The organism is Amycolatopsis pittospori (genome assembly GCF_013870525.1).
Taxonomy (GTDB): domain Bacteria; phylum Actinomycetota; class Actinomycetes; order Mycobacteriales; family Pseudonocardiaceae; genus Amycolatopsis; species Amycolatopsis pittospori.
This window is the reverse complement of sequence record NZ_JACBXD010000042.1, coordinates 38,534-62,079: the sequence shown is the minus strand read 5'-3', so window position 1 is coordinate 62,079 and position 23,546 is coordinate 38,534. Positions and strand designations below refer to the sequence as shown.

The 23,546-nt window shown below is 68.5% G+C and carries 24 protein-coding genes and 1 pseudogene; 9 read left to right on the top strand and 16 right to left on the bottom strand.

What is annotated here, in order from left to right; genetic code table 11:
- Positions 1–4: 4 nt before the first annotated feature.
- Positions 5–304: a GNAT family N-acetyltransferase gene (locus H5J31_RS23195; protein ID WP_181774741.1), complete on the bottom strand. Its 300-nt coding sequence runs from the start codon at positions 302–304 to the stop codon at positions 5–7.
- Positions 301–3,078, bottom strand: a complete 2,778-nt coding sequence (locus tag H5J31_RS23190; RefSeq protein ID WP_181774740.1) for a sensor domain-containing protein — start codon at positions 3,076–3,078, stop codon at positions 301–303. Before H5J31_RS23190 ends, H5J31_RS23195 begins: the two co-directional genes overlap by 4 nt.
- 246 nt (positions 3,079–3,324) lie before the next feature.
- Here H5J31_RS23190 and H5J31_RS23185 point away from each other — a divergent pair, with 246 nt between their 5' ends.
- Positions 3,325–3,855 (top strand): serine/threonine protein kinase, encoded by a 531-nt coding sequence (locus H5J31_RS23185; protein ID WP_181774739.1) that lies wholly within the window; start codon positions 3,325–3,327, stop codon positions 3,853–3,855.
- 10 nt (positions 3,856–3,865) lie between these two features.
- On the opposite strand, the gene H5J31_RS23180 is transcribed toward H5J31_RS23185, so the two are convergent.
- On the bottom strand, positions 3,866–5,221 hold the full coding sequence (locus tag H5J31_RS23180; protein WP_181774738.1) for a nucleobase:cation symporter-2 family protein: 1,356 nt from the start codon (positions 5,219–5,221) through the stop codon (positions 3,866–3,868).
- Positions 5,222–5,376: 155 nt separating this feature from the next.
- On the opposite strand from H5J31_RS23180, the gene H5J31_RS23175 reads away from it, so the two are divergent.
- Positions 5,377–6,591: an NAD(P)/FAD-dependent oxidoreductase gene (locus H5J31_RS23175; protein ID WP_181774737.1), complete on the top strand. Its 1,215-nt coding sequence runs from the start codon at positions 5,377–5,379 to the stop codon at positions 6,589–6,591.
- Positions 6,592–6,624: 33 nt separating this feature from the next.
- Positions 6,625–7,356 carry a Clp protease N-terminal domain-containing protein gene (locus H5J31_RS23170; RefSeq protein ID WP_181774736.1) on the top strand — a complete coding sequence of 244 codons (732 nt, stop codon included), beginning with the start codon at positions 6,625–6,627 and terminating at the stop codon, positions 7,354–7,356.
- Positions 7,357–7,452: 96 nt separating this feature from the next.
- Here the strand turns inward: H5J31_RS23170 and gndA are convergent, their stop codons facing one another.
- Together gndA and H5J31_RS23160 are read right to left on the bottom strand one after the other, a co-directional pair.
- Positions 7,453–8,892: an NADP-dependent phosphogluconate dehydrogenase gene (gene gndA / locus H5J31_RS23165; RefSeq protein ID WP_181774735.1), complete on the bottom strand. Its 1,440-nt coding sequence runs from the start codon at positions 8,890–8,892 to the stop codon at positions 7,453–7,455.
- 313 nt (positions 8,893–9,205) lie between these two features.
- Positions 9,206–10,114: an MBL fold metallo-hydrolase gene (locus H5J31_RS23160; RefSeq protein ID WP_181774734.1), complete on the bottom strand. Its 909-nt coding sequence runs from the start codon at positions 10,112–10,114 to the stop codon at positions 9,206–9,208.
- Between the two features lie 218 nt (positions 10,115–10,332).
- Between H5J31_RS23160 and H5J31_RS23155 the strand changes: the two genes are divergently transcribed.
- The 3 genes from H5J31_RS23155 (at position 10,333) to H5J31_RS23145 (ending at position 12,935) form a co-directional block, all read left to right on the top strand.
- The gene (locus tag H5J31_RS23155) at positions 10,333–11,190 is read left to right on the top strand and encodes a helix-turn-helix domain-containing protein (protein WP_005163455.1); all 858 of its coding nucleotides are present in this window, start codon (positions 10,333–10,335) and stop codon (positions 11,188–11,190) included.
- A 66-nt stretch (positions 11,191–11,256) separates the two neighbouring features.
- Positions 11,257–12,072, top strand: a complete 816-nt coding sequence (locus tag H5J31_RS23150; protein WP_328701581.1) for an SAM-dependent methyltransferase — start codon at positions 11,257–11,259, stop codon at positions 12,070–12,072.
- A gap of 14 nt (positions 12,073–12,086) precedes the next feature.
- Positions 12,087–12,935: an SAM-dependent methyltransferase gene (locus H5J31_RS23145; RefSeq protein ID WP_181774733.1), complete on the top strand. Its 849-nt coding sequence runs from the start codon at positions 12,087–12,089 to the stop codon at positions 12,933–12,935.
- A 20-nt stretch (positions 12,936–12,955) separates the two neighbouring features.
- On the opposite strand, the gene H5J31_RS23140 is transcribed toward H5J31_RS23145, so the two are convergent.
- The gene (locus H5J31_RS23140; RefSeq protein WP_181774732.1) at positions 12,956–13,222 is read right to left on the bottom strand and encodes a hypothetical protein; all 267 of its coding nucleotides are present in this window, start codon (positions 13,220–13,222) and stop codon (positions 12,956–12,958) included.
- A gap of 5 nt (positions 13,223–13,227) precedes the next feature.
- Complete coding sequence (locus H5J31_RS23135; RefSeq protein WP_181774731.1) at positions 13,228–13,500, bottom strand: hypothetical protein; 273 nt, start codon at positions 13,498–13,500, stop codon at positions 13,228–13,230.
- A 351-nt stretch (positions 13,501–13,851) separates the two neighbouring features.
- Between H5J31_RS23135 and H5J31_RS23130 the strand changes: the two genes are divergently transcribed.
- Complete coding sequence (locus H5J31_RS23130; protein ID WP_181774730.1) at positions 13,852–14,106, top strand: DUF397 domain-containing protein; 255 nt, start codon at positions 13,852–13,854, stop codon at positions 14,104–14,106.
- A 66-nt stretch (positions 14,107–14,172) separates the two neighbouring features.
- Here the strand turns inward: H5J31_RS23130 and H5J31_RS23125 are convergent, their stop codons facing one another.
- From H5J31_RS23125 to H5J31_RS23105, 5 genes are all read right to left on the bottom strand, one after another.
- Positions 14,173–14,721 (bottom strand): hypothetical protein, encoded by a 549-nt coding sequence (locus H5J31_RS23125; protein ID WP_181774729.1) that lies wholly within the window; start codon positions 14,719–14,721, stop codon positions 14,173–14,175.
- Entirely contained in the window at positions 14,714–15,847 is a 1,134-nt protein-coding gene (locus H5J31_RS23120; protein ID WP_181774728.1) for a hypothetical protein, read from the bottom strand. The genes H5J31_RS23125 and H5J31_RS23120 overlap by 8 nt, the downstream gene beginning before the upstream one ends.
- Before the next feature lie 18 nt (positions 15,848–15,865).
- The gene (locus H5J31_RS23115) at positions 15,866–16,267 is read right to left on the bottom strand and encodes a FixH family protein (protein WP_181774727.1); all 402 of its coding nucleotides are present in this window, start codon (positions 16,265–16,267) and stop codon (positions 15,866–15,868) included.
- Between the two features lie 20 nt (positions 16,268–16,287).
- A complete protein-coding gene (locus H5J31_RS23110; RefSeq protein WP_181774726.1) occupies positions 16,288–17,736 on the bottom strand; it encodes a hypothetical protein in 1,449 nt (482 codons plus the stop codon).
- 84 nt (positions 17,737–17,820) lie between these two features.
- Positions 17,821–18,399 (bottom strand): TetR/AcrR family transcriptional regulator, encoded by a 579-nt coding sequence (locus H5J31_RS23105; protein WP_181774725.1) that lies wholly within the window; start codon positions 18,397–18,399, stop codon positions 17,821–17,823.
- Between the two features lie 99 nt (positions 18,400–18,498).
- Here H5J31_RS23105 and H5J31_RS23100 point away from each other — a divergent pair, with 99 nt between their 5' ends.
- Entirely contained in the window at positions 18,499–18,885 is a 387-nt protein-coding gene (locus H5J31_RS23100; protein WP_181774724.1) for a DUF6463 family protein, read from the top strand.
- Positions 18,886–19,004: 119 nt separating this feature from the next.
- Here H5J31_RS23100 and H5J31_RS23095 read toward each other — a convergent pair whose 3' ends face one another.
- From H5J31_RS23095 to H5J31_RS23085, 3 genes are read right to left on the bottom strand one after another with little or no spacing between them, the layout of a single operon-like run.
- Positions 19,005–19,889 carry an oxygenase MpaB family protein gene (locus tag H5J31_RS23095; protein WP_181774723.1) on the bottom strand — a complete coding sequence of 295 codons (885 nt, stop codon included), beginning with the start codon at positions 19,887–19,889 and terminating at the stop codon, positions 19,005–19,007.
- A complete protein-coding gene (locus tag H5J31_RS23090) occupies positions 19,886–20,434 on the bottom strand; it encodes a TetR/AcrR family transcriptional regulator (RefSeq protein WP_181774722.1) in 549 nt (182 codons plus the stop codon). Before H5J31_RS23090 ends, H5J31_RS23095 begins: the two co-directional genes overlap by 4 nt.
- Positions 20,431–21,852, bottom strand: coding sequence for an amidase (locus H5J31_RS23085; protein WP_181774721.1), 1,422 nt, complete (start codon positions 21,850–21,852; stop codon positions 20,431–20,433). The genes H5J31_RS23090 and H5J31_RS23085 overlap by 4 nt, the downstream gene beginning before the upstream one ends.
- A gap of 100 nt (positions 21,853–21,952) precedes the next feature.
- On the opposite strand from H5J31_RS23085, the gene H5J31_RS23080 reads away from it, so the two are divergent.
- Positions 21,953–22,957 (top strand): D-cysteine desulfhydrase family protein, encoded by a 1,005-nt coding sequence (locus H5J31_RS23080; RefSeq protein WP_181774720.1) that lies wholly within the window; start codon positions 21,953–21,955, stop codon positions 22,955–22,957.
- 75 nt (positions 22,958–23,032) lie between these two features.
- On the opposite strand, the pseudogene H5J31_RS23075 reads toward H5J31_RS23080, so the two are convergent.
- Positions 23,033–23,506, bottom strand: a pseudogene (locus tag H5J31_RS23075) (DUF998 domain-containing protein); the annotation flags it as partial.
- Positions 23,507–23,546: the final 40 nt, after the last annotated feature.

Sequence of the window (23,546 nt, the reverse complement as noted above, 5' to 3'; positions counted from 1 at the left end):
GGGCTCAGAGCTCGAACTCGGCGCGCTTGTCCTCGGGGACGAGGTCCTCATACTCGCGGTGCTTCGCGATGTAGGAGCGCACGTACGGGCAGTAGGGCAGGACGGACTTGCCCTGCGCCCGGACGTCGTCGAGTGCGGCGGTGACGAGTTTGCCCGCCAGTCCCTGCCCGGAGAAGTCGTCCGAGATTTCGGTGTGCAGGAACAGGATGGCGTCCGGCCGCGTGCGGGTTTCCAGGAACCCGGCGGGTTTCCCGTCCACGACGATGTCGTAGCGGTCTTCTCCGGACTTGATCTCGACACTCATTCAGCGACTCCGAAAAGTTGGTCGGGGGGCGCGGGGCGGCCCAGGTGGAAGCCCTGAGCCTGGTCACAGCGCAATTCGCGCAGCACGGTGAGCTGGTCTTCGTCTTCGACACCTTCGGCGACGACGATCAGGTCGACCGCGTGCGCCATCGCGATGATGCTCTTGACGATCGCGGCTGCGTCGCGTGATTCCGCGATGCCGGTGACGAAGGTGCGATCGATCTTGAGCGTGTCCAGTGGGAGCCGCTGCAACTGCGCGAGCGACGAGTAGCCGGTGCCGAAGTCGTCGATCGCCAGCGAGACACCGAGATCGCGCAACGACGTCAGCACCTCGGCGGCCGCGGCCTGGTCGCGCATCAGCGCGCTCTCGGTGACCTCCAGGGTCAGCGCGTGCGGCGGCAGCCCGGTGGTCTTCATCGCGTCCTGCACCGTGGGCACCAGGAGCGGGTCGTCCAGCTGCCGGGCGGAAAGGTTGACCTTGAGGTTGAGGTCGATGCCGAGTTGTTCGCGCCGTTTCGCGATCTCGCGGGTGGTCGTGCGCAGGACGTGCTTGCCGATCAGGTTGATCAGGTCGCTTTCCTCGGCCAGCGGGATGAACTCGGCGGGCGAGATCGTGCCGTGCGAAGGATGTTTCCAGCGCAGCAACGCTTCCACGGCGACCATCTCGCCGGTCTCGATGTCCACGACCGGCTGGTACGCCGTCCAGAGTTCGTTGTTCTGCAGCGCGTCGCGCAGGTCCTGCTCCATGCGGAGCCGTCGCTGCATCCGCTCCCGCAGTTCGACGTCGAAGAACTCGTAGCGTGCGCGGCCGAGCGTTTTCGCTTGGTACATGGCGACATCCGCGTCCCGCAGGAGATCTTCGGCGGTACGGGTGTCGTCGGCGGCGGCGGTGACGATGCCGATGCTGGCGTCGATGTGCAGCTGTCTGCCGTTGACCGTGATCGGCTCGGTCAGCGACTCGCGCAGCCGCTCGGCCAGCGCCTTGATCTCGCCCGCTTCGGCGATTTCCGCGGTGACGACGACGAATTCGTCGCCGCCGAGCCTGCCGACGAGGTCGTTCTCGCCGATCCCGCGGCGCAGCCGGTCGCCGGCGATGCGGAGCACCTTGTCCCCGACGGAATGCCCGAGGGAATCGTTGATCACCTTGAACTTGTCGAGGTCGATGAACAGCACCGTGGTCAGGTCGGCGCGGCCCGAGCCGGACAGCGCGTCGGCGAGCCTGTCCAGCACCAGCGTCCGGTTCGCGAGTTCGGTGAGCGGATCGTGCGTCGCCTCGTGGGCGAGGCGCTCGCCGATCGCGCGGCGTTCGGTGATGTCGGTGAACGAGGCGACCACCGACAGGGCCGACGGGTCTTCCGGCGTCAGGAGCCGCGACGTCAGCGAGATCCAGACGTCGTCGCCGTCGCCCCGTCGCAACCGGAGTACGACGCCGTTCTGCGTGACCCGGGTCCGCCTGGTCACCACCGACGGCATCCGGGCCGGCGGGATGCGGCCCTGGTCGTCGTACAGCTCCAGCGTGACGCACGGGACACCGATGAGGTCGTCGTGGTCGACGCCGATGATGCGGCACGCGGCCGGGTTCGCCGATTCGATGAGCCCGCCGGGGCCGATCACGACCACGCCTTCGTCGAGCGACGCCACCACGGTGCTGTAGTGCTGTTCGGCGCGCCGGCGGGCCGTCTCGTCGGCGCAGACCAGGACGAAGCCGTCGTTCATCTCCGCCGCCGAGATGCGGATGGCCAACGTCGAGCCGTTGCGGTGGCGATGCGTCGTTCGCAGGACGCCGCCCTTGCGCAGCACCGTTTCGGGGACGAGCGCGGCGCCGACGAGCTCACTCACCGTGCCGCCGATCGCCTCCTCCGCCGTCCAGCCGTAGACGTTCTCGGCGGCCGGGTTCCAGCTGGTCACCACGCCGGAGCCGCTGGTCGCGATGATCGCGTCGCTGACGTGGCTGATCAGCGCGGCCTGGTAGCGCAACGTCGCTTCCGCGGCCTTCTGCGCGCTGATGTCGCGCATGATGACCTGGAACGCCGGCCTGCCTTCCCAGGTCGTCCGCACCGAAATGCTCTGAACCAGGTATTTCGCGCCGTCGAGGCGGCGCATGACGGCGTCGGCGGGCTCGGTCGACGCGCCCTGCCGGTGCAGTGAGGCGATCCTGTCCAGCAGGGCCGGAAGCGACTCGGCGGCCACGAAGTCCATGATCGGCCGCCCGATCAGCTCCGCGGTCGAGGATGCCCCGAGCGCCCTCACCGCGGCCCTGTTCACGTACGTGACGATGCCGGCTTCGTGCACGCAGACCGCGTCGGGACTGAGTTCCACCAAAAGCCGGTAACGGTCCGTGAGATCTTCGAGGGCTTGCCGGTTCTCGCGGACGTCGGTCACGTCGGTCGCGATACCGAGCAGCCCCGTCGAACCGTTCTCGTCGCCGATGGTGCGGGCGCGCAGGCGGACCCAGCGGATCTCGCCCGCCGGGTTCCGGAACGACTGCTCGAGTTCGAACTCGCGCCACGGCGGGGAAGTGCGGGTGCCGGAGGTCAGCGGGGCCACCAGATCGGCGAGCCTTGCCTCGAGATCGGACTCGGTGAGGTCGGCTCCACCCAGCAGGTTCTGCAGTCCGGGCAGCCAGGACAACGCCTCGTTCTCGAAGTCGTACGACCAGATGGCGGCTTGGTCGCCCGCGAGGCCGAGATCGCCGACCGGCTCGTTCCCGAGCGGTGCGCCTACCCGGCTACCGGGATTTCCGGCTCCGGGCACGGCGAGGGCGTCAGCCTCCATGATCCGTCCGAACCCCCTCTTCCGGTGCTGGCACCGTCGATTACACCACCCGCGAGGGACGCTGTATACGCGAACCGAAGGGTGACCACCGGTTATATGCGCGAAAGCACATGGATCCACGCTGTGTGACTGGCACGCGCTACTGTCTTCCATCGGGTGAATAATTTTTGGTTAACTTCACCCATTCAGCGGTGAGCTCCGGTAAAACTACTGTTTGCTCGTTCCCGGGTGCGAAAGGTTCAGCTGGTGGATGACGACGACGTTTCGGTCGCCGACCTGCTCATTCGCGAGGGCTGGGACGACCACGAGGAGTCACGGGCAAAGTCACGCTGGAGAGTTATCGCAGTTGTGATCGCCGTGGTCGTCGCTTGCGGCGCGGCCGGAATCCTCGTCGGTTTCGATTCCGACCCCGAACAGACCGCGCAACCGAACCAGATCAGCGTCATCGAGATGCCGAAACGGCCTTCGGAAAACGGTGGAGCCGACGCCACGTCGGCGCAGCCGTCCACGGTGGCGGGCGGGACCGGCGAGAGCACCGACGGCGCGACGTCTTCGCAGTCCAGCAAGGCGACGTCCAGCCGCCGGACGTCGAGTTCGGCGCCCTCGAAGTCCGACACCCCGGACCCCACGACGCCGACTTCGGCGAGCGAGCCGGCCGATCCGCCGCGCACGACCGGTTCCACGGGCCCGCCGCAGCCGCCCAACCCGACCCCGGCGCCACCCACCACGACACCGACCGAAGAGTGCAACCTGTGGCCGAAATGGCTCTGGTGCTGAGTCTCCGGTCTTAGGGCGTCTTAAGCGGGTCCGCCTCCCGGCGTTTGCCGAGGTGGTTGAACAGCAGGTTGAGGGTGAAGGCGACGATCGCGGCGACCGTGATCGGGCTGCCGCAGATGGTCTGCAGCCACGCCGGGAAGTGCTGGAAGAAGATCGAGTTCCCGAATTGGTTCGTGGAGAACGCGGGCAGCAGCCCGACACCGAACGACACCGCGACGATGAAGGTGTTGTGGTTTCCGGAGAACTCCACCTTCTTCAGGTTCTGCACACCGACCACGGCGACCATCGCGAACATCACCACCGCGACCGCGCCGATCACCGGCTCCGGAACGGCCGCCACGAACGCGCCGACCTTCGGCACCAGTCCCATCAGCACGAGCAGTCCGCCCGCCATCGCGACCACCCAGCGGCTACGGACCCCGGTCATCTGGACGAGGCCGACGTTCTGCGCGAAAGCCGTGTCCGGGAACGAGTTCATCGCCCCGCCGAGGATGGCCGAGAGGCCGTCGGTGGCGAGGCCGCGCGCGAGATCCGAGTCGGTCGGGGGACGGCCGGTGATCTCGCCGACCGCGACCAGGTCCGCGGTGGATTCGGTGTAGGTCACCAGCATCACGACGCACATCGAGAGCACCGCCGCGATCGGGAAGGTCGGCGGGCCGAAGTGAAAGGGCGACGCGAGCCCGAACCAGTCGGCGTCCGCGATGCCCTTGAAGCTCACCAGGCCCATCGGGATCGCCGCGGCCAGGCCGATCAGCAGCGCCAGCAGCGGGCCGATCTGGTTGGCGAAGCCGCGCAGGACCCGGGTGAACAGGATGATCACCGCGATCACGCCGAACGCGAGCGCGATGTCGGCAGGTTCGGCGTAGTCCGGGGAGGCGGTGTCGTGGCCTGCGATCAGGCCGACACCGGGGCCGAGGAGCGAGATGCCGATGACGACGAGCAGCGTGCCCGAGACCAGCGGCGGGAAGAAGCGGATCATCTTCGCGAACGGTTTCGCGATGAGCAGGCCGAACACACCCGAGGCGAGCATCGCGCCGTAGACGGCCTGCATGCCGTACTGGGACGCGATCATGATCATCGGGTTGACCACGGTGAAGGTCGCGCCCGCGACCACCGGGAGCCGGATGCCGAAGAGCCGTCCGATCCCGATCGCCTGGATCAGCGTCGCGATGCCCGCGACCAGCAGATCCGCGTTGACCAGCAACGCTATCGTCGCCGCGTCCAGTTTCAGCGCGCTGCCGACGACCAGCGGGACCGCCACCGAACCCGCGTACATGATCGACATGTGCTGCAGGCCGAGCAGCGTCAGCTTCGGGAACGGCGGGCGGGCGTCGACCGGGTGGACCTCGGGTCGGCCGGTGCTCATGTAACCCCCTGTGACCTCCGGGAACCTCGGCGATCAAGCCAAGTCGCCGGGCATGACCGTAGCGCTTCGGCGGCGTGAGGATCACGTTTCGAAGGGGCGGCCGAAGGGGCCGGGATCTGTGTTGAATGGTGGGGAGCACAACGGAAGGAGCGCCGATGGAGACCGTCCTCGTCGTAGGGGCCGGGCAGAGCGGGTTCGGGGTGGCGACCTCGCTGCGGGACAGGAAGTTCGGCGGGCGGGTGGTGCTGATCGGCGACGAACCCGGTCTGCCGTATCAGCGGCCGCCCCTTTCGAAGGGCTATCTGGCCGGGACCGCGGGAGATGCCCAGCTGCGCCTGCGGGCCGAAGACTTCTTCGCGGAGAAGGGGATCGAGCTGATCGCGGGCCGCGTCGCGTCGATCGACCGCGAAGGCGCGAAGGTCGTGCTTGAGGACGGAAGCACCCATGGGTACGACCATCTCGTCCTGGCGACGGGATCGAGCAACCGGACACTGCCGGTGCCGGGGTCCACTTTGGACGGCGTGTTCACCTTGCGCACCAAGGACGACGCCGACGTCCTGCGGACGGCTTTGGAGAACGCGGAGAACGTCGTCGTGGTCGGGGGCGGTTTCATCGGCCTCGAATTCGCCGCGCACGCCGGACGTCCGGTGACGATCGTGGAGGCGCTGGACAGGCTTATGGCGCGCGTCGCGACTCCGGAGGTCTCGGCGTACTTCGCCGCACTGCACGAGGGATCGGGGCACACGGTCCTGCTCGGACAGGGAGTCGCGGCGCTGCACGGCGACGGCCGGGTGACCGAAGTGGAACTGAGCGACGGCCGCCGGCTTCCCGCGGACCTCGTGCTGGTCGGGGTCGGAGTGGAACCGCGGACCAGCCTCGCCGAGGAGGCCGGGCTGGCGGTGGCGAACGGCGTCGTCGTCGACGAACACCTGCTGACCGGCGATCCGAAGATCTCGGCGGTCGGGGACTGCGCGAACTTCCCGTGTGTCCAGGCCGGGACGGCGACCCGGCTGGAGTCGGTGCAGAACGCCGTCGACCAGGCGCGGGCGGCGGCCGCGGCGATCCTCGGAGAGGCCGCGCCCTACGACAGTCTGCCGTGGTTCTGGACCGACCAGCTCGGCGCGAAACTGCAGATCGCCGGGATCTTGACCGGGTCGGACGACACCGTGGTGACCGGCGACCGCGAGGGCGGGAAGTTCTCGGTGCTGTCGTTCCGCGACGGCGTCCTCGCCGGTGTCGAGTCGGTGAACCGGCCGCCGGATCACATCGCCGCCCGCCGCCTGTTCGCGGCGGATCCGGCGCCGCGGTTCGAGGCGCTGGAGGCGCACGGGTTCGACCTCAAAGCGACGGTTGCGTCAACTCGCGGTTGACGATCCTCGGATCGTCAACCTAGAGTTGACGGCATGAGCAAACCAGTCCGTCTCGACGACCTCATCACCCACATCAAGCAGCAGCATCCGGAAGGAGACGTCCTCGGCCAGCTGACCGACGCCGTCTTCCTGGGCGAACACCTCGGCGAAGTGGCCGACCATCTGATCGGCCACTTCGTCGACCAGGCGCGGCGCTCCGGCGCGTCCTGGACCGAAATCGGCAAGAGCATGGGCGTGTCCAAACAGGCCGCCCAGAAACGCTTCGTACCCAAGGAATCCGGCGAAGGCGCCTCACTCGAAGAACTGGTGAAGGTGTTCAGCCGCTACACCGACCGCGCCCGCCACGTCGTCGTCGCGACGAGGGACGAGGCCGTCACGGCGAAGAGCCCGCAGATCGAGGCCGTGCACCTGGTGCTGGGCCTGCTGGCCGAACCCGGCGCGCTCGCCGCCGGGGCGATCGTGGCGCAGAACGTGACCCTCGATGCCGTCCGCGAGGCCGCCACGGCCCGGCTGCCGGAACCCACCGCGGAACCGGTGGAGGCGGCGGCGATGACGTTCGGCGCGCAGGCCAAGAAGACACTCGAACTGACCATGCGGGAGTCGTTGCGGCTCGGGCACAACTACATCGGGACCGAGCACATCCTGCTGGCCCTGTTCGAACTCGAGGAGCTCACCGTCCTGAACGACCTCGGGCTGACCAAGGAGAAGAGCGAGGCGGTGATCCTGCGGTCGTTGGAGGAGATCGTCGCCGCACGCCGGCCATGACCCGCGTCGCGGTCACCGTGCTGGTCTTCGTCGCTCTCGTCCTGCTGTTCGCGAGTTCGTGAAGGCCCCCTTGGGCCCGGGGGCCTTCACGAATCGTCAGGCGGAGGCTTCGGGACGGCCGTCGGCCGCCCAAGCGGTGTGGAACGAACCTTCGCGGTCGACGCGGCGGTACGTGTGGGCGCCGAAGTAGTCCCGCTGCCCTTGCACCAACGCGGCGGGGAGCCGCTCGGCGCGCAGACCGTCGTAGTAGGCCAGCGCTGTCGAGAAGCCCGGAGTCGGGATCCCGAGCCGCACCGCCGTGGAGATCACCGAACGCCACGAGTCCTGGGCGTCCTCGACGGCCTTGCGGAACCCGCCGGATGTCAGGAGCGTCGGGAGGCCGGGCTCCTCGGCGTACGCGGCGGTGATGTCGTTGAGGAACTTCGCGCGGATGATGCAGCCACCGCGCCAGATGGACGCGACCTTGCCGAGGTCGATGTCCCAGCCGTACTCGGCGCCGCCGGCCTGGATCTGGTTGAAGCCCTGGGCGTACGCCACCACCTTCGACGCGTACAGCGCCTGCTCGACGTCGTCCGCGAAGGTGTCCAAAGCGGACCCGGTCAGCGGAGCCCGCGAAGGACCGCCAAGGCCGCGAGAGGCCTCACGCAGGTTCGACGAACCCGACAGCGACCGCGCGAAGACCGCTTCGGCGATCCCGCTGATCGGCACGCCGAGGTCCAGTCCGATTTGGACGGTCCAGCGACCGGTGCCCTTCTGCTCCGCCTGATCCGCCACGATGTCGACGAACGGCTTGCCGGAGGCGGCGTCCGTATGCGCCAGCACCTGCGAGGTGATCTCGATCAGGTACGAGTCCAGCCTGCCGGAGTTCCAGGTCCGGAAGACCTCGGCGATCTCGGCGGGGGAGTAACCGCCCGCGCCGCGCAGCAGATCGAACGACTCGGCGATCAGCTGCATGTCGGCGTACTCGATGCCGTTGTGCACCATCTTCACGAAATGCCCGGCGCCGTCCGCGCCGACATGCGTGCAGCACGGCTCGCCGTCGACCTTCGCCGAGATGTCCTCGAACAGCGGCCCGAGCGACTCGTACGACTCCTTGGACCCGCCGGGCATGATGCTCGGTCCGTGCAGCGCGCCCTCCTCGCCACCGGAGACACCGGTGCCGACGAAGTGGATGCCCTTCTCGCGCAACGCGGCCTCGCGACGCCGGGTGTCCGCGAAGTGCGCATTGCCCGCGTCGACGATCACATCGCCCTTCTCCAGGAGCGGGACGAACTCGTCGATCACGGCGTCCGTCGGCGCCCCGGCCTTGACCATGATCACGACCTGGCGCGGCCGCTCCAGCGCGTCGACGAAGTCCTGCGCAGAATACGCCGGGATGAAGTCGCCTTCGTCACCGAACTGCTCGACCAGTTCCTTCGTCCGCTGCTCGGAGCGGTTGTGCAGGGCCACCGTATGCCCGTGCCTCGCCAGGTTCCTGGCCAGGTTGCGGCCCATGACCGCCAGTCCGGTGACCCCGATGCTCGCCTTCTTGCTCATCCGCACCCTTCCGCTTCGATTCCCGTACCGAGCCTATCCCCGTTGAGGGATACGGCGCCGGGGCGAGAAGGGATCAAACCCGAGTTGTCCACAACCGGGCCCGCCTGTGGACAACTCGGCTCGACGGCCCCGCGCCGACCGGGACGCCGGTACGCTGGGTTCGGGGCCGTCCCCCAGGGACGGGTGGGGGGGCTGGGGTTCGGGCGTGCGAGTGTTTCGAGGGGCGCGGGGAGTTGCGAAAGCCACTTTCGCAACCTTCAACGTTGTGAAAGTGGCTTTCGCAACATCCCGGGGCGCCCCAGGAAGACCCGCGTCAGGAGAAGCAGCGGATCGGTGCGCCGTTGTAGGTGACCATGTCCGCCATCGCGGCCTGAAGGTCGATCGGCGCGCCCCATTCGAGGCCGTCGAGTTCGGCGTAGGCCCGATGCAGGTTCGCGGGTAGCCGTTCCTGTTCGGACAGTGCGTCGTAGGGCCCCAGATCGGCCTCGCGGGCGGCTTGGAGGGGTGTCAGGCCGGCGGCCTTCCCGTGTGAAGCGAGCTTCTGCAGAAACCCCAGGTACCCGTCGACGACGTCGATCGCCTCGGGGCCGCAGACCGGGCCGTGGCCCGGCACGATCGTCTCCGGTTCCAGCTCGCGGACCACGTCGAGCGCCTTCCGCCAGCCGGCGGGCGAACCCATCAGCGCGAACGGGCTGCCGCCGTTGAAGATCAGGTCGCCGACGAACAGCACCCGCCGCTCGGGCAGCCACACCAGTACGTCGTTGGTGGTGTGCGCGGCGTGTCCGGGGTGGATCAGCTCCAGCCGGACATCGCCCGCGTGCACGGTCAGCCGGTCGTCGAACAGCACTTCGGGCGGCCGCAGTTCCAGATGACCCCAGTCGCTTCCGGTGAACGAGTTTTCGAAGGTGTTGATACCGGTCGCGATCATCACGTCACGCGTCTTCCGGTGCCCGACGATCGTCGCGCCGGTCGCGAGGTAGTTGCCGTTGGTGTGATCGCCGTGGTGATGCGTGTTGATCACGGTCGTCACCGGCGCGTCCCCGGTGGAAGCCGCCGTTTCCAGCAGTGCCCGCGTGCGCCGCTCGGTGGAACAGGTGTCGATCACCACGGTGTGGTCGCCCGCGGCGACGAATCCGCAGTTGTTGATCCACCACGAGCCGTCGGGTTGGACGTATCCGAAGACGTCGTCGGTGACCTGCTGGGCGAAGGGGGATTGGTCCACTCGGTCACTATGCCCGAGGAAGGCGCCCGAAATGTGACGAGATCGTTCCGCCACCAGAGTGACGCACCAGGTGACTGGTGTTTTCGGCCGTTTCCTGGAACGCTGCGCAATGTCATCATCGAACCCCGCAAGGTGAAGTACCCTGGGTGGGTTCGAGTGTTCGCGCGCAGGACGGCGGGAAGCCGTCGTCCTGGTTATGGTCCGGGAGAGCAAGGCTGATGGCGAGCACCGTCACCTCGCGCCGGAAGCAGCTCGGGAACGAGCTCCGGCATGCCCGCAACGCCGCGCGGATGACACAGCAGCAGGTCGCCGAGGTTCTCGGCTGCACCCAGGGCAAGGTCAACAAGATCGAGTCCGGTGCCGTCGGGGTCAAGCTCGGGGATGTGCGATCCATGCTGAACGCGTTCGGGATCAACGGCGACGAGGCCGACACGCTGATGAACCTCGCCCGCGCGGCGGCGGGCCAGCGCGGCCACTGGTCCGGCTACCGATCCGTGGTGCCGCACTGGTTCCGTACTTTCACCGACCTCGAACCCGCGGCCGCGGAGATCCTCACCTGGCACGGTGAGCGCATCCCCGGCCCACTGCAGTCCGAGCACTACATGCTCAAGCAGTTCACCGAAGCGGGCGCAACCGACGTCACCTCACTGGTCCGCAACCGGCTGGACCGCAAGGCCGTCTTCGAACAGCAGCAGCCGCCGTACTACCGGTTCATCATCAGCGAAGGCGCCTTGCGCCGCGCCCCCGGCGGTTCCGCCCCGGCGGTCATGCTGGACCAGGTCGAACATCTGTTGGCCTTGGACAAGCATCCGCGCGTGTATGTGCACGTCTTGCCGTTCGGTGCGCGGCTCGCCGCGGTGCCCAACGATTTCACCATCATGCGATTCCCGGATCGCACCAGGGATTTCGTCTACATCGAGCATTCCGCGGGCGGCTTGTACCTCGACGACGTCAAGGACTTCAACATTTTCGTCGATTCTTGGGACCGCTTGCGCGGCGCGGCTTTGGAACGCCAGGAGACCAGGCAGTTCCTCAAGGAACTCGCCGAGTTGTACCGCAATCAGATGCAATCCTGAGAGCGCGCGACCTCCCTTGGGTAGGCTTACCTGCATCACCGGCGTTCGAGTGGACAGGGGCTGGACGTGGACCCGGAGTTCCTCCCCGAAGGCGTCGATCTGGAGCGGCCCAACGCCGCCAGGATCTACGACTGGGCCCTCGGGGGAACCGCGAACTGGGCGGTGGACAGGGAATTCGGCGAGCAGCTCGTCAAGGCCTTCCCGCTCATCCGCTCCCTGGCGAGGGCGAACCGCGCCTTCCTGGGCCGTGCGGTGCGCTACTGCGCCGAGAACGGCGTGAATCAATTCCTCGACCTCGGTTCCGGCGTGCCCACCGTCGGGAACGTTCATGAAATCGCCGGCGAGGCCGACGCGGACAGCCGGTGCGTTTACGTCGACAACGAACCGGTCGCCGTCGCGCATTCCCGGATCCTGCTGGAGAAAAGCGGTGATCCCGCCCGGCACGCGGTGATCGGCGGCGATCTACGGGACGCCGACGACGTCTGGGAGCGCGCATTCGACACAGGTGTGCTCGACCCGGCGAAACCGGTGGCCCTGCTCACCGTCGCGGTCCTGCATTTCGTGCCGGGACCCGAACTCGCCACCGTCGTCGCGCGTTACCGGCGGCTGCTGCCCCCCGGTTCGTTCTACGTTCTTTCCCACGTCACGATGTCCGGCGTGGAAGGTGACGAGCTGGAGCAGGTCCAGCGCGTCGTGAAGCAGTACGAGCAGTCGAGCACGCCGGCGTCCTTCCGCCCCGAGGAGGAGATCCGCGGTTTCTTCGGCGATTTCGCCCTCGTGGAGCCAGGTCTGGTCCCGGTCGGTGCCTGGAGGCTGGACGATTCCCCCTCGCCTACGCTTAACTGCGCCATCGGCGGGGTCGCCCGCAAACCCGCTTTATGACGAGGTGTGACCGCATGACGACGCAGCAGGATCCCGAAGCCCCCGAAGGTGTCGATCTCGAACGACCCAACGTGGCCAGGGTGTACGACTGGTTCCTCGGCGGCACGGCCAACTGGGCCATCGACCGGGAGTTCGGCGCGCAGGTGCTCAAGCAGTTCCCGGAGGTCAAGACGTTCGCCCGGGTCGGACGCGACTTCCTCGGCCGCGGCGTCGGCTACCTGGCACGCCAGGGGATCACCCAGTTCCTCGACATCGGCTCCGGGGTGCCCACCGTCGGCAACGTCCACCAGATCGCGAGCGCGATCAACCCGGACAGCCGCGTCGTCTACATCGACATCGAACCGGTCGCCGTCGCGCATTCCCAGCTGCTGCTGGAACGCGAAGGTCTGCTCGGGCGGCACGCGGTCCTGCAGGGCGACGTACGGGACCCGGCCGACATCTGGAAGCGCGCCCTCGAGACCGGCGTCCTCGACCCGCGGCAGCCGATCGGGCTGGTCATGGTCGGGCTGCTGTACTTCCTCGGCCCGGACGAGGGCGTGCACGAAATGGTGCAGCGCTACATCGATCTGCTGCCGTCGGGGTCGTACTTCCTGTCCTCGCATCTGACCGAGGACGGCGTCACCCGCAAGGAGGGCGACAACCGGGAGAACGTCCAGGAGCTGTACAAGAAGACGAGCGCGCCGTTCCACCTGCGCAGCCGCGCCGAGTTCGGCGCCTTCTTCGACGGCCTGGAGATGGTGGAGCCGGGGATCGACTGGATGGCCGCGTGGCATCTGGACGAAGCGGCGTCCCGCGCGAGCGACCGGTTCGCGGACGACCCGACCTTCACCGGCGGGCTCGGCGGCCTGGGCCGCAAGCCCTGAGGCACTGAGACTTCGCGGAGTCAGGCCCGGCCGGTCAGATGCCCGATCAAGGGCGAGATCTCGAAGTGACCTTCGAGCGGCCGGCCGGACCTGAGCAGGTCCCGGTGCGTGCCGCGCTGTTCGGGGAAGTCGACTTCGGAGTTCCACGGCGGCTGCTTGCGCAGCGGCGCCTGGATGAGGCTGAACCCGAACCGCTGACGCAGTTCGAGACCGATGTTGCGGCGCTTCACGGACGTCAGGCGTTCGTCCTCACGGCGGAACAACAGCGTGGTGAGGCGGACGGCCATTCCGGTCACACCCCCCGGCTCGGCCGCGGCAACCGCGTCTGGTCGGCCGAACCGGCCAGGCCGAGACAACGCTCACAGGGCATCCCCGAACCGACGGCGATCCATTCCAGGTGGTCGTAGGGCATCGCCGCGCCGCAGCGGGCGTGCAGGAATTCGGGGTGCGAACCCCCGGAGTGCAGGTCGAACAGATGCGCGGACCGGCGGCTTTCGCCCGCCGTCCCGGCCATGAGCCTGCCGACGGCGAGTACCGTCGCAGGCATGGTGTCCTGAATGATCACGCTGATCCTCCCCCACGAGGTCGGCGATGGGTGGTCATGCGCCGCGGGGTGGTGCTCCGGCCGGGTCATCTGCCGTCGATGACCCGCTGGAACGGCGAAACTCCCTGCTGAACGCCACCCGGTGACACTTGTCGCCAAGGTCTTTGCATACTGCGAGCGATTCACCAACAACCGAGCCCCGGCCGCTGCGATTAATCCTACTCCTGGAATAATCTTCATGTCGAGGGTGGGCGGAGTTGATCACCCACTTGGCCGTGCGGGATAGTCCCGTTGAGGCAGGGAGAAGCCGGGGCCGTGACGGTTCGCGCAGGTGGCGACCGCACCCCCGACCGACGTTCGGAGGTACGACCAATGGCCGATTATCCATCGGCGGCGGATTACGATCCGACCACGGCCGTGTCGCTGTTCGACGACGCAGCTTGGGAGAAATCCTTCGCGAGTGAGCCCAACGGGGGGAACTGTGTCGAGGTCAACCTGGGCCGGGAAGGCCTGGTGGGGGTCCGTGACACCAAGCTGGCCGCGAGTCCCGTCTTCGTCTTCGATTCCGGTGAGTGGAACGCCTTCCTCGAGGCGGTCAAGGCCGGACAGTTCGATTTGAGCCCATGACGAAAGGCTCGCGTGCCCCGGCGGGACACGCGAGCCATCCGATCTTCGTCACTTCGAGTCACACCGTCACACAGTCGCCGGGAGCCCGTCTCCTCGCAGCCTGGACTTCGTGCGCCGCCAGGCGATGGTGATCAGGACGGCCAGGACGATCAGCGGGATCAGGCTGATCGACCAGCTCACCGCCATCGGTGGCCCCGGCTGTTCGAGCACCGCCAGGTCACGGAGTTCCCCCGCGCCCGGTCCGGCGGGCCCGTCGATCTCGAACCGGAACGTCCACGAGCCCTGCGTCTGCAGCGCCCGGATGTCCAGTCCCCACACCTCCAGCTTCCGCGGGTGTTTCGCCAGCGGCTGGGCCCGGCCGAGTCGTCCGGTCTCCGGGTTGACGAACGCGAGCGTCCCCGATTTCCCCGCGATCCCGTCGTCCGGGATGAACGTGAAGTCCAGCGATTGCATGGCACGCAACGGCCACGTGCTGAACCCGACCGTCATCCCGTACGGGCCGACCTGCACCCGTTCGGTGTGGACGATGTTCACCGGTTCGTAGGCGTTCGCCACGGGCGTGGTCGCGAACAGCAACCCGATCGCCGCCGCCAGCGCCAGCAGTGTCTTACGCATGTGCGTTGTCCCCCTTCGCCGGGGCCAGCAGTCGCAGCATCCCGCCGAAACGCCATCCGGCGAACCCGCCGAGCAGCCCGAACACCGCGCCGGCCGCGCCCGTCGCGAACACGACCGCCCAGTCCACCGAATCGCCGCCGTAGACGATGGTGTTCTGGACCGGCATGCTCGCGCCCACCAGGAATCCGCCGATCAAGCCCGCCAGCACCGAAATCCGGCCGGTGGACCAGCCTCGCCGCGAGAGCAGGTAGAGCGCTTCGAGTACGGCGGCGATGGGCAGCAGCGCCATCGGCATCAGCGCGGGCATCGCGGGCACGCCGTCGATGTAGTCCCGCATCGGCAGGCCGACGGCGCTCGCGTACGCCTCCGCGGCCCACGGCGAGAACCACCAGGTGATCGCCTGGATGACCGCCAGCGAACCGGCGACCCAGAGCGCTCCGCCCGGTTTGCGCCAGAACCCGGCGCCCGCCGAGACCAGCAGTACTGAAAGGAAGGCGACGCCGACGGCGATGACGTTGACGACGTCGGTGTCGATCTGTTCCAGCCCCAGCACGGTCACCGTGCTGAACGCGATCAGGACGCCGAGGGTGCCGAAGACGCCCAGAGTGCCCCAGCGGTGTTCCCGTGCGGCCGCGAACACCATGACGGTGCCGATGATGCTCAGCGTGATCGACAGCAGGAGGCCGATATGCGGCGGCGAGTCGATCACCGCGTCGAAGCCGTACAGGCCGTGCCACCACTGGTCCCACAGGCCGTACAACAGGAACATCGCCGCGCCGGTCCCGGTCACCAGGTAGCCCGCGGGCGCGGCGAAGACCTTGCCGAACACGTTGATCGCACGGCCGCCGACCCGCGCGTCGACCGGGCGGCCCGCACGGCGGGCGGCCGTGGTCATCAGTACGACCACGAGGCTCGCGAGCCCCGAGATCGCGCTGCCCGAATACAGGAACAGATGCGGCATCGTGAAGAACGTGTCCGGGCCGACGTCGCCGTGCCACTGGATGTCCCAGGTGAGCCCGACCAGTGAGATCACCGATCCGGCCAGCACCGTGCCCGCCGGTATCAGACCGGTGCGCTCACTTCGTGCCACCGAGGCGACCCTCGCCCCTCCCGCGGTGAGATCCATACCCCCGACCTCCCTCTCTTACTTGACCAGCAAAGGAAAAACGTGCTGCGTGGCGCCGGACGGCCCGCGCAGTGAAACGGTGATCTCCCATTGGCCCGCCATCGGCAGGAGGACGTCGCCGGTGCGGTAGCGCCCCGGTCCTTCCGCGATCGCGGGCGAGGGGGCGAGCGCGTGCCCCATCTGCGGCATCACAGGCTCTACGGTGACCACGTCCGGGGCCGCGCCGGTGATCGCCAGCGCGAAGACATTGCCGCCCTGGTGCGGATCGACGACCGACAACTCCACCGTGTACGCGCCCTGCGTCGAGCGCTGGACCTGTTCTCCGCCATCGCTCGGCCAGACGAGCCAGGCCACGATCGCCGCCACGAGAACGGCGACCACCGAGATCAGCAAGACCGGTCTGCGTCTCTGAGTGTCCACTGTGGATGTCGCTGTGGAGGTCACTGTGGCGCCCCTTCCGGTGGGACTTCGATCTGCATGGGCACGGTCATCACCGTGTAGTCGCGTTCGGCCTGCAGCCAGATCCGGTACTTGCCCGGTGCGGCGAAGGTGTACGTGAACGGGACGTCGGGTCCGTACGCGGCGACGGTCTCGTCTGGTTTCCCTGGCATGCCAGGCGATTGCGGGATCATCGAGTGCACATGGGCCCAGGTCGGCGCGGCAGCGGCATCCGCGCCGACCCGGCTGTCGTCGGTTATCGGGCCGACGACGATGAGGTGGCCGAGCATGCCCAGCCAGGGTTGGAGATCCGCTTTGCCGAATCGTGCGGTGATCGTGGTCGGAGTACCCGGTCTGACATCGACATCGACCGGATTTCCGTTGACGACGCGCGATCCCGCTCCCGTGGGCGCCCGCTCGGCGGGGGAATCCGTCCCGGCCGCGACCGACATCGTCGTGCGCACCAGCTGCACTCCGCCGCCTCGGCGCGCCAATTCGGCGGCGACGGCGTAGGTCCCGGCCTCGGGCGGCGTGAGCTTCACGCGGTAGTCGCCGGGGCCGACGCGCACCGGATGCAGATGCCACAGCCTGCCGGTCGGCGAGATGACCACGAGATGGATCAACGCGTTGTCGTGCACCAGAAGATCGTCGACAGGTCGGCCGGTCGCGCCGTCGGCCAGCGCGAGCCGGACGTCGGCGAGGGTGCCCGCGCGTGTGTTGGCGGAGTGCACGGCAAGGTTCACCGGCGGCCGCGAGAAGTCCATTGTGGACATCTGTGCGTTCGCGTACGGATCCTGGACGTTGTCGATCGTCGGATCCAGGGCGGTGCCCGGTGCGGGCGGAGCCGGTGTCGACGCGGAAAGCATCGCGCCGGTGATCGCGACCGCGAGCGAGGCGACCATGCCACCCGCCGGGATCAGCGCGAGCTGCGGCCGCCGGACGCGCATCGCGACGATCAAACCGATCACCAGGAACACGCCCGCGGCGACGAAACCACCGAAAGTGGCCTTTTCCCAAGGCGGGATGACCCTGGCCGGGACCAGGAACGGGATCGACGCGGTGTCGGTGCCGTCGTCGAGGCCGAGTTCCCACGGCCCCGGCTGGTCGACCTGCAGCAGTCCGGGATACGAGCCGGGTTTCGCGCCCAGCTGGATCGTGGTTTCGGAGAACGTCGTCCCGGCGGTGGACGCGCGCAGTTTCAGCGTTCCCGGCGCGCTTCCCGCATGCGTGACGACGTCGACGTGCAGCGGACCCGGCGCGATGTCCATCCGCCGCAGCACGACCGTGAGATCACGGGTGCCGAGCGTCTGCGCGACCTGGACGTCCGCCCCGCTCGACACGCCGTCGGCTCGGGCCGTGCCGCCCAACAGCAAGGTGGCCAGCGCGCAGAGCACGAGCACGCGGGCGATGACCAACGGCGCCGCGCGCCGCCCCCTCGGTGAATTCCCCATCCCGCCTGAAGTTAACGACGAGAGCCGGGGAAAGCGTCACGGCGCGGGGTGAACCGAGGTCCCCCGTAAAGGGGACCACGGCCCTTACTTCGATGGGGGTGCCCCCTCGGGGGTGGGGCTGAGGATGAACCGGCCGGCGAGGGCCTTGACCTGGTCACGGGTGTGGGCGGGATGGTCGGCGGCGAGGAAGTGACTGCCGATGGCCATGCAGAAGGCGAGCAGGCTGCGGGCCTCCACCTCGTCCGGATCGGGGCAGAACGTGCTGATCGCGTCCCGCAGGAGCTGCATACGCCGGTTGTCCACCCGGCGCAGGCGCTCGGCGACCTCCGGATCGCGACGGGCCCAGTCGCGGACGGCCAGGTCGATGGGGAGCAGGCGGTCGCCGGAAAAGGTGAGCTGTCCGGCCAGCCGAACCTTGTCCAGGATGTCGCCGCCTTCCTGCTCGATCCGTTCGAAGACGTCGTCGACACACTCTCGTTCCCAGGTGTCCAGCATCGCCGCCAGTAGCTCGTTCCGGTCGGCGAAGTAGCCGTAGAACCCGCCCTTGGTCACGCCGAGGGATTTGGCCATCGCCTCGACGCGCACGGCGTCCACCCCGCCCGCGGCCAACGCCCGCAGTCCCTCTTCGACCCATTTCTCGCGCGGGGTGCGCAGCGCTCCCATGTGTCCTCCACCTCACCTTTCCCTGGTTGTACGGTACCGTACAACCGGTCTAGCCTCTTTGTTGTACGCAACCGTATAACTGGAGGAACGGGGTCGCGCATGATCAAGTCGGCCGGATGGATCATCGTGCTGTGCGGACTGGGCCATACGGTGGGTGCCCTCGTGGAGACGGCCCCGCGGCACGTCGGAAGCTGGTTCGCCTGGGCATTGTGGGAGGCGCCGAACAACGACCCCGTCGCGATGAGCCACCCCGCCGCCGCGTTCTGGTACACGCTGTACAGCTTCGGCCTGCCGCTGCTCCTGATCGGAGTGATCGTCCTGTGGCTGGACCGCCGTGGTCTCACGCCGCCGCCGTTCATCGCCTGGAGCGTGGCGGCGTGGACAGTGGTGGGTACCGTCCTTTCCGGACTTTCGCCTTTGCTGTTCCTGCTGATCGCCGCCGTCCTGCTGCTGGTCGGAGCCCGCCGCGCCGCCCTGCGTACCTAGTGAGGGTCCGCCGGTGAGGCAAGGTTGCGAAAGCCACTTTCGCAACGTTCAAGGTTGCGAAAGTGGCTTTCGCAACCTCCGCAGGGGCTGGGCGTCAGGGGGCGAACGCGCCACCTTCCTCAAGAGTTGCGGGAGCTTCCGGGGCCGGTGGTCCCGCCGAGGAAGCGGTACGCGCGGGGATGGGCGCGGAACCAGACGTTGAGTTTGCCGATCCGGCGCACGAGCGAGGAACGCAACGTCGTGGGCACCAGCCCGCCGAAGAACCGCACCACCGCACGGAAACGGTCGAACCGTCGTTGGTCTCGCTCTGTCCACTGTAGACCGAGTCGAGCACGCAGTGCGGGCGGAAGCGTGCCCCGGATGACGAACATCTGGCCCCGGTACTGCCACCGCCGCGGCCGCTCCCAGCGTTCGTCCGGCAGCCACCGCCACGGTTTCTTCACCGTCCGGATCGTCTCGAACAACGTCGAGATCGTCTCGTTCGGGCCGAAGCCGTCGAGCATTTCCCCGTAGTATCGCTCGAATTCCGGCCAGGTCGGCGGCAGATCCTGCTCGCGCAGGCCGAGGAGCCGTCCGACGTCGCACATCTGCGCGTAGTACTCGTCCAATTCGGGCCGCGTCATCGGAGTTCCGTAGAACCGTTGCGTGTCAACGGGAACCATGACGAGCGTGGCGTGCACCCAGGCGTACGCGTGCGGGTTCAGCGCGCTGTACCGGCGGCCGTCGGTGTCGACACCGGTGAACTCGCGGTGCAGAGCGCGCAGCCTGTCGGCCTCGTACTGGGCGCCGGCCGGTCCGCCGTAGATGTAGATGGACAGCGACGCGGCCGTGCGCATCAGCCGTGTCCACGGATCCTCGACGTAGTCCGAATGGTCGCGCACCCCGGCCGCGACGACCGGATGCGCGACCTGCAACACCAGCACCTGACCGGCCAGCAGCCCGGCCCGGAAGTCGCCGAAGTACTTCCACGCCGCCGTCCCCTTGACGATCGGCGGACCGGTCATGACGCGCCGCGGATGAGCATCATCAACGGCAGGGCCACCGGGACCCCGTCGTCGCCGGTGGCGAGCCTGCGCAACTGCAGCCCGGCGATCAAGGCCACGACCGGACCGGTCAGCCGCTCCGGCGACGGCACCCCGAGCGTCCGCAGGATCACCAGCGCGAGTTCGTCGTAGGCGGCGAAACAGCGTGCGGCCGCGTCCTGCAGTCCGGGATCGCGCGCCGCCTGCAGGTACAGCTCGTGCGCGCCGAGTTCGTCGGTGCCGAACGGGAGTTGCGCGATGACCTGCTCGACGACCGACGCCGCCTCTTCGACGCTCAATCCCTGTTCGCGGTAGGTGTCGACGAACCCCGTCAGCTTCGCCGTCTCCTCCTCGACGAACAGGAGCATCGCCTCGCGCAGCAACGCCGTCTGGCTGGGGAAGTGGTAGGTCAGCGTGCCGAGCGAAACGCCGGCCGCGGTCGCGATCCGGCGGTTGGTCAGTCCGCCGACCCCCTGTTCCCCGACCACCTTGAGCGTGGCGTGGAGGATGGTCTCGCGGGTACTCACCAAGCGGTCTCGGGTTTGCGGTCCTGCCACCGTTCGACCTCTTCCAGTTGCGCGGCCAGCGAGATCAGCCGCTCCTCGGCATGCGAGGGGCCGAGGAGCTGGCCGCCGAGCGGCAGTCCCGCCGGGCTGAGCCCCGCGGGCACGTTGACCCCCGGCCAGCCCAGCACGTTCCACGGCCAAGCGTAGGGGCAGGCGGCGATCATGGCCTGGTCGGTCTGCCAGCCGGTGAGCTTGTCGAAGGTGCCGATCCGCGGCGGCGGGGTCGCGGTCGTCGGGGTGAGCAGGACGTCGACGCGGCCGAACACCGAGCCGATCTGCCGCTGCAGCAACGGTTCCGCCGCGCGGGCGAGCCGGAGCGCGGGGCCGGAGAGCGCCGAGCCCTGCCGCGCGTTGGCCCGGGTGCGCGGGTCGAGCCGGGCCTGATCCGGGACGCGACGGGACCAGTCACGCACGCCGACGAGCGAACGCGGCAGGAAGGTGAGCCCGATCAGCCGGTAGTCCGGTTCGACCTCCACGATCTCGTGGCCGAGTTCGGCGAACCGTTCCGCGAGCCGGACGACGGCCGCGTGCGCGTCCGGGTCGAGCCGGGTTTTCGTTGCGGTGAAAGGGATTCGTGTGGACAGTCCGATGCGCATCCGGCCGGGTTCGCGGCGGGCCGCGGCCTGGAACGCGGTGCCCGTCCCGGCGGCGACGTCGAGCAGCAGGGCCGCGTCGGCCACGGTGCGCGCGAGCGGGCCGACCACGGTCAGGCCGTGGAACAGTTCGCGTTCGGTCGGGATCCGGCCGCGCTGCGGTTTGATCCCGACCAGATCGGTCCACGCGGCCGGGATCCGGATCGACCCGGCCCCGTCGGAACCCAGCGCGGCGGCGATCACCCCCGACGCGATGGCCGCCGCCGCGCCGCCTGAGGAACCGCCCGGCGTGCGCTCGGGGTCCCACGGATTGCGGGTCGCGCCGAACGCCGGGCCTTCGGTGAAAGGCCACTGGCCGAGTTCCGGGGTGTTGGTCTTGCCGATGAGCACCGCGCCGGCGTTCCGGAGCGCGGCGACGGGCGGGGAATCCACCGTCGCGGGGGAGAAGTCTCCTTCGCAGCCGAACGCCGTCGGCAGTCCGGTGACGTCGAGGTCGTCCTTGATGGCGGTGGGGACGCCGAGCAGGGGAGCGGTTTCGCCGTCGGCCAGCCGCCTGTCGGCGTCCTCCGCCTCGCGAAGGGCTTCCTCCGGGCGAAGGCACTTGAAGGCGTTGAGAGTCGGCTGGCTCGCCTCGGCTCGTTCGAGCGCCAGGCGTGTGAGCTCGACAGACGTCGTCACCCCGCTGGCGAGCATCGAGGACTGTTCGGCCAGTCCGGTGAACGCGAGGCGCGAGGGACTCTTTACCGCCGAGGGCCCATCGGCAAGGTCCGGTTTAGAGGTGGTCATGTGTCCCCCCGGCGTTTCTCGTTCGTTCAAACGAACGATACCACCGGGTAGCTTCTCCGGCTTCTCGATCGCGTGCCTCTGGTGTGGTTACGTGACCTTCATGAACCTCGATCGTTTCCCCCGCGTCGACCTCGGCGGTTACCCGACGCCGCTGCATCCGGCACCCCGGCTCGGCGAGGCCCTCGGCCTGCCGAACCTGCTGCTCAAACGGGACGACGTGCATCCGCTGGGTGTCGGCGGGAACAAGCTGCGCAAACTCGAGTTCCTGCTCGGCGCGGCGATCGAGAACGGCGCCGACACGGTGATCACCTTCGGCGCGTTGCAGACGAACCACGGCCGCCAGACCGCCGCGGCCTGCGCGAAGCTCGGGCTGCGCTGCGAGCTCGTGCTCACCGCGAAGGTCCCTCGCGACGGCGACGCGTACGAACGGTCGGGCAACGTCTCACTCGATCACCTCTTCGGCGCGAACGTGCACGTCTGCCGGGACGGCGAGGAGATGGGCAGGACCTACGACCGGCTGATCACCGAGGCCGCGGCCGAGGGCCGGAAGGTGGCCACGTTCCCGGTCGGCGGCTCCGACGCCATCGGTGCGCTCGGCTACGTCGCCGCCGCGCGGGAGATCGCCGCGCAACTCACCGAACTCGGCGTCACCCGGGCCCGGATCGTCGCCCCGCACGCCAGCGGCGGGACGTCGGCCGGCCTCCTCGTCGGGACGGCGGCACTGGACTGGCTGACCCTGGACATCGCCTGCGTCAGCCATCCGGTGGACGAGGCCCTGGACAACCTGGCCGACCTCACCACCGCGGCCTCCGCGCTGCTGGGGAGCACACCGCCGTCACTCGAAGGACTTCACATCGACGACCGCGCGATCGGCCCCGGCTACGGCGTCCCGACCGCGGAAACCTGGGACGCGGTGCGGCTTTTCGGTCGTACGGAAGGGATCGTGCTCGATCCCGTGTACACCGGCAAAGTGGGCGCCGCGCTGCTCGGCTGGGCGGCCAAAGGCCAGTTCGCGGCCGGCGAGCACGTCGTTTTCCTGCACACGGGCGGGCTGCCCGGCCTCTACGGTTACGCCCCGGAATTCGCCGACGCGCTGAGCCGCTGACGCGACCTTCAGCAGCCCGGCGATCAGGACCACGTGCGCCACCAGGGAAAGTCGCTGCGCGACGCCGACCGGCATGACATCGGTCAGGGTCATGAAGAACGGGATGTCGCTCAGCCGCACGAAGATGAAGCTGAGGCCGAAGACGACCAGTCCGATCGCGCTGCCCCAGGCCAGGCGTCCGACCGCCTTGGCCGCGGGGGTGCCGCGAAGGCTGTCGCGCAAGGAGAAACCGGCGGCGGGCAGGCTGAGGAACGCGATGAGGCACGCATACAGGTGGATCTCGCCGCTGACCGGATCCGGGTATTCGGGGTAGCTCGCCGGGAAGATCGCGGCGGCCGCGAGCCCCAGCGACCACAGCACGAACAGCAGTTTCGTGGTGCGGCTGAGCGGGATCCCGGCCGCGGCCAGCGCACCGAGCGCGGTGAGCGAGCCGATGGACAGCGAGAGCACGCTCGCCCCGAGCATGCCCGTGCCGCGGTCGACGTAGGCGTAGCTGGACAGCGTGTCGAACACCGGATTCCGCGAGCTGATCAGATGCAGCACGACCATGGTGAACAACGCCCAGCCGATGGCCGCCGCCGACGCGATC

Bases quoted from the DNA above. Each gene is read 5' to 3' on its own strand.
- H5J31_RS23195 (WP_181774741.1), bottom strand. From the start codon at position 304: ATGAGTGTCGAGATCAAGTCCGGAGAAGACCGCTACGACATCGTCGTG.
- H5J31_RS23190 (WP_181774740.1), bottom strand. From the start codon at position 3,078: ATGGAGGCTGACGCCCTCGCCGTGCCCGGAGCCGGAAATCCCGGTAGC.
- H5J31_RS23180 (WP_181774738.1), bottom strand. From the start codon at position 5,221: ATGAGCACCGGCCGACCCGAGGTCCACCCGGTCGACGCCCGCCCGCCG.
- H5J31_RS23175 (WP_181774737.1), top strand. From the start codon at position 5,377: ATGGAGACCGTCCTCGTCGTAGGGGCCGGGCAGAGCGGGTTCGGGGTG.
- H5J31_RS23170 (WP_181774736.1), top strand. From the start codon at position 6,625: ATGAGCAAACCAGTCCGTCTCGACGACCTCATCACCCACATCAAGCAG.
- gndA (WP_181774735.1), bottom strand. From the start codon at position 8,892: ATGAGCAAGAAGGCGAGCATCGGGGTCACCGGACTGGCGGTCATGGGC.
- H5J31_RS23155 (WP_005163455.1), top strand. From the start codon at position 10,333: ATGGCGAGCACCGTCACCTCGCGCCGGAAGCAGCTCGGGAACGAGCTC.
- H5J31_RS23145 (WP_181774733.1), top strand. From the start codon at position 12,087: ATGACGACGCAGCAGGATCCCGAAGCCCCCGAAGGTGTCGATCTCGAA.
- H5J31_RS23140 (WP_181774732.1), bottom strand. From the start codon at position 13,222: ATGGCCGTCCGCCTCACCACGCTGTTGTTCCGCCGTGAGGACGAACGC.
- H5J31_RS23130 (WP_181774730.1), top strand. From the start codon at position 13,852: ATGGCCGATTATCCATCGGCGGCGGATTACGATCCGACCACGGCCGTG.
- H5J31_RS23125 (WP_181774729.1), bottom strand. From the start codon at position 14,721: ATGCGTAAGACACTGCTGGCGCTGGCGGCGGCGATCGGGTTGCTGTTC.
- H5J31_RS23120 (WP_181774728.1), bottom strand. From the start codon at position 15,847: ATGGATCTCACCGCGGGAGGGGCGAGGGTCGCCTCGGTGGCACGAAGT.
- H5J31_RS23110 (WP_181774726.1), bottom strand. From the start codon at position 17,736: ATGGGGAATTCACCGAGGGGGCGGCGCGCGGCGCCGTTGGTCATCGCC.
- H5J31_RS23105 (WP_181774725.1), bottom strand. From the start codon at position 18,399: ATGGGAGCGCTGCGCACCCCGCGCGAGAAATGGGTCGAAGAGGGACTG.
- H5J31_RS23100 (WP_181774724.1), top strand. From the start codon at position 18,499: ATGATCAAGTCGGCCGGATGGATCATCGTGCTGTGCGGACTGGGCCAT.
- H5J31_RS23095 (WP_181774723.1), bottom strand. From the start codon at position 19,889: ATGACCGGTCCGCCGATCGTCAAGGGGACGGCGGCGTGGAAGTACTTC.
- H5J31_RS23085 (WP_181774721.1), bottom strand. From the start codon at position 21,852: ATGACCACCTCTAAACCGGACCTTGCCGATGGGCCCTCGGCGGTAAAG.
- H5J31_RS23080 (WP_181774720.1), top strand. From the start codon at position 21,953: ATGAACCTCGATCGTTTCCCCCGCGTCGACCTCGGCGGTTACCCGACG.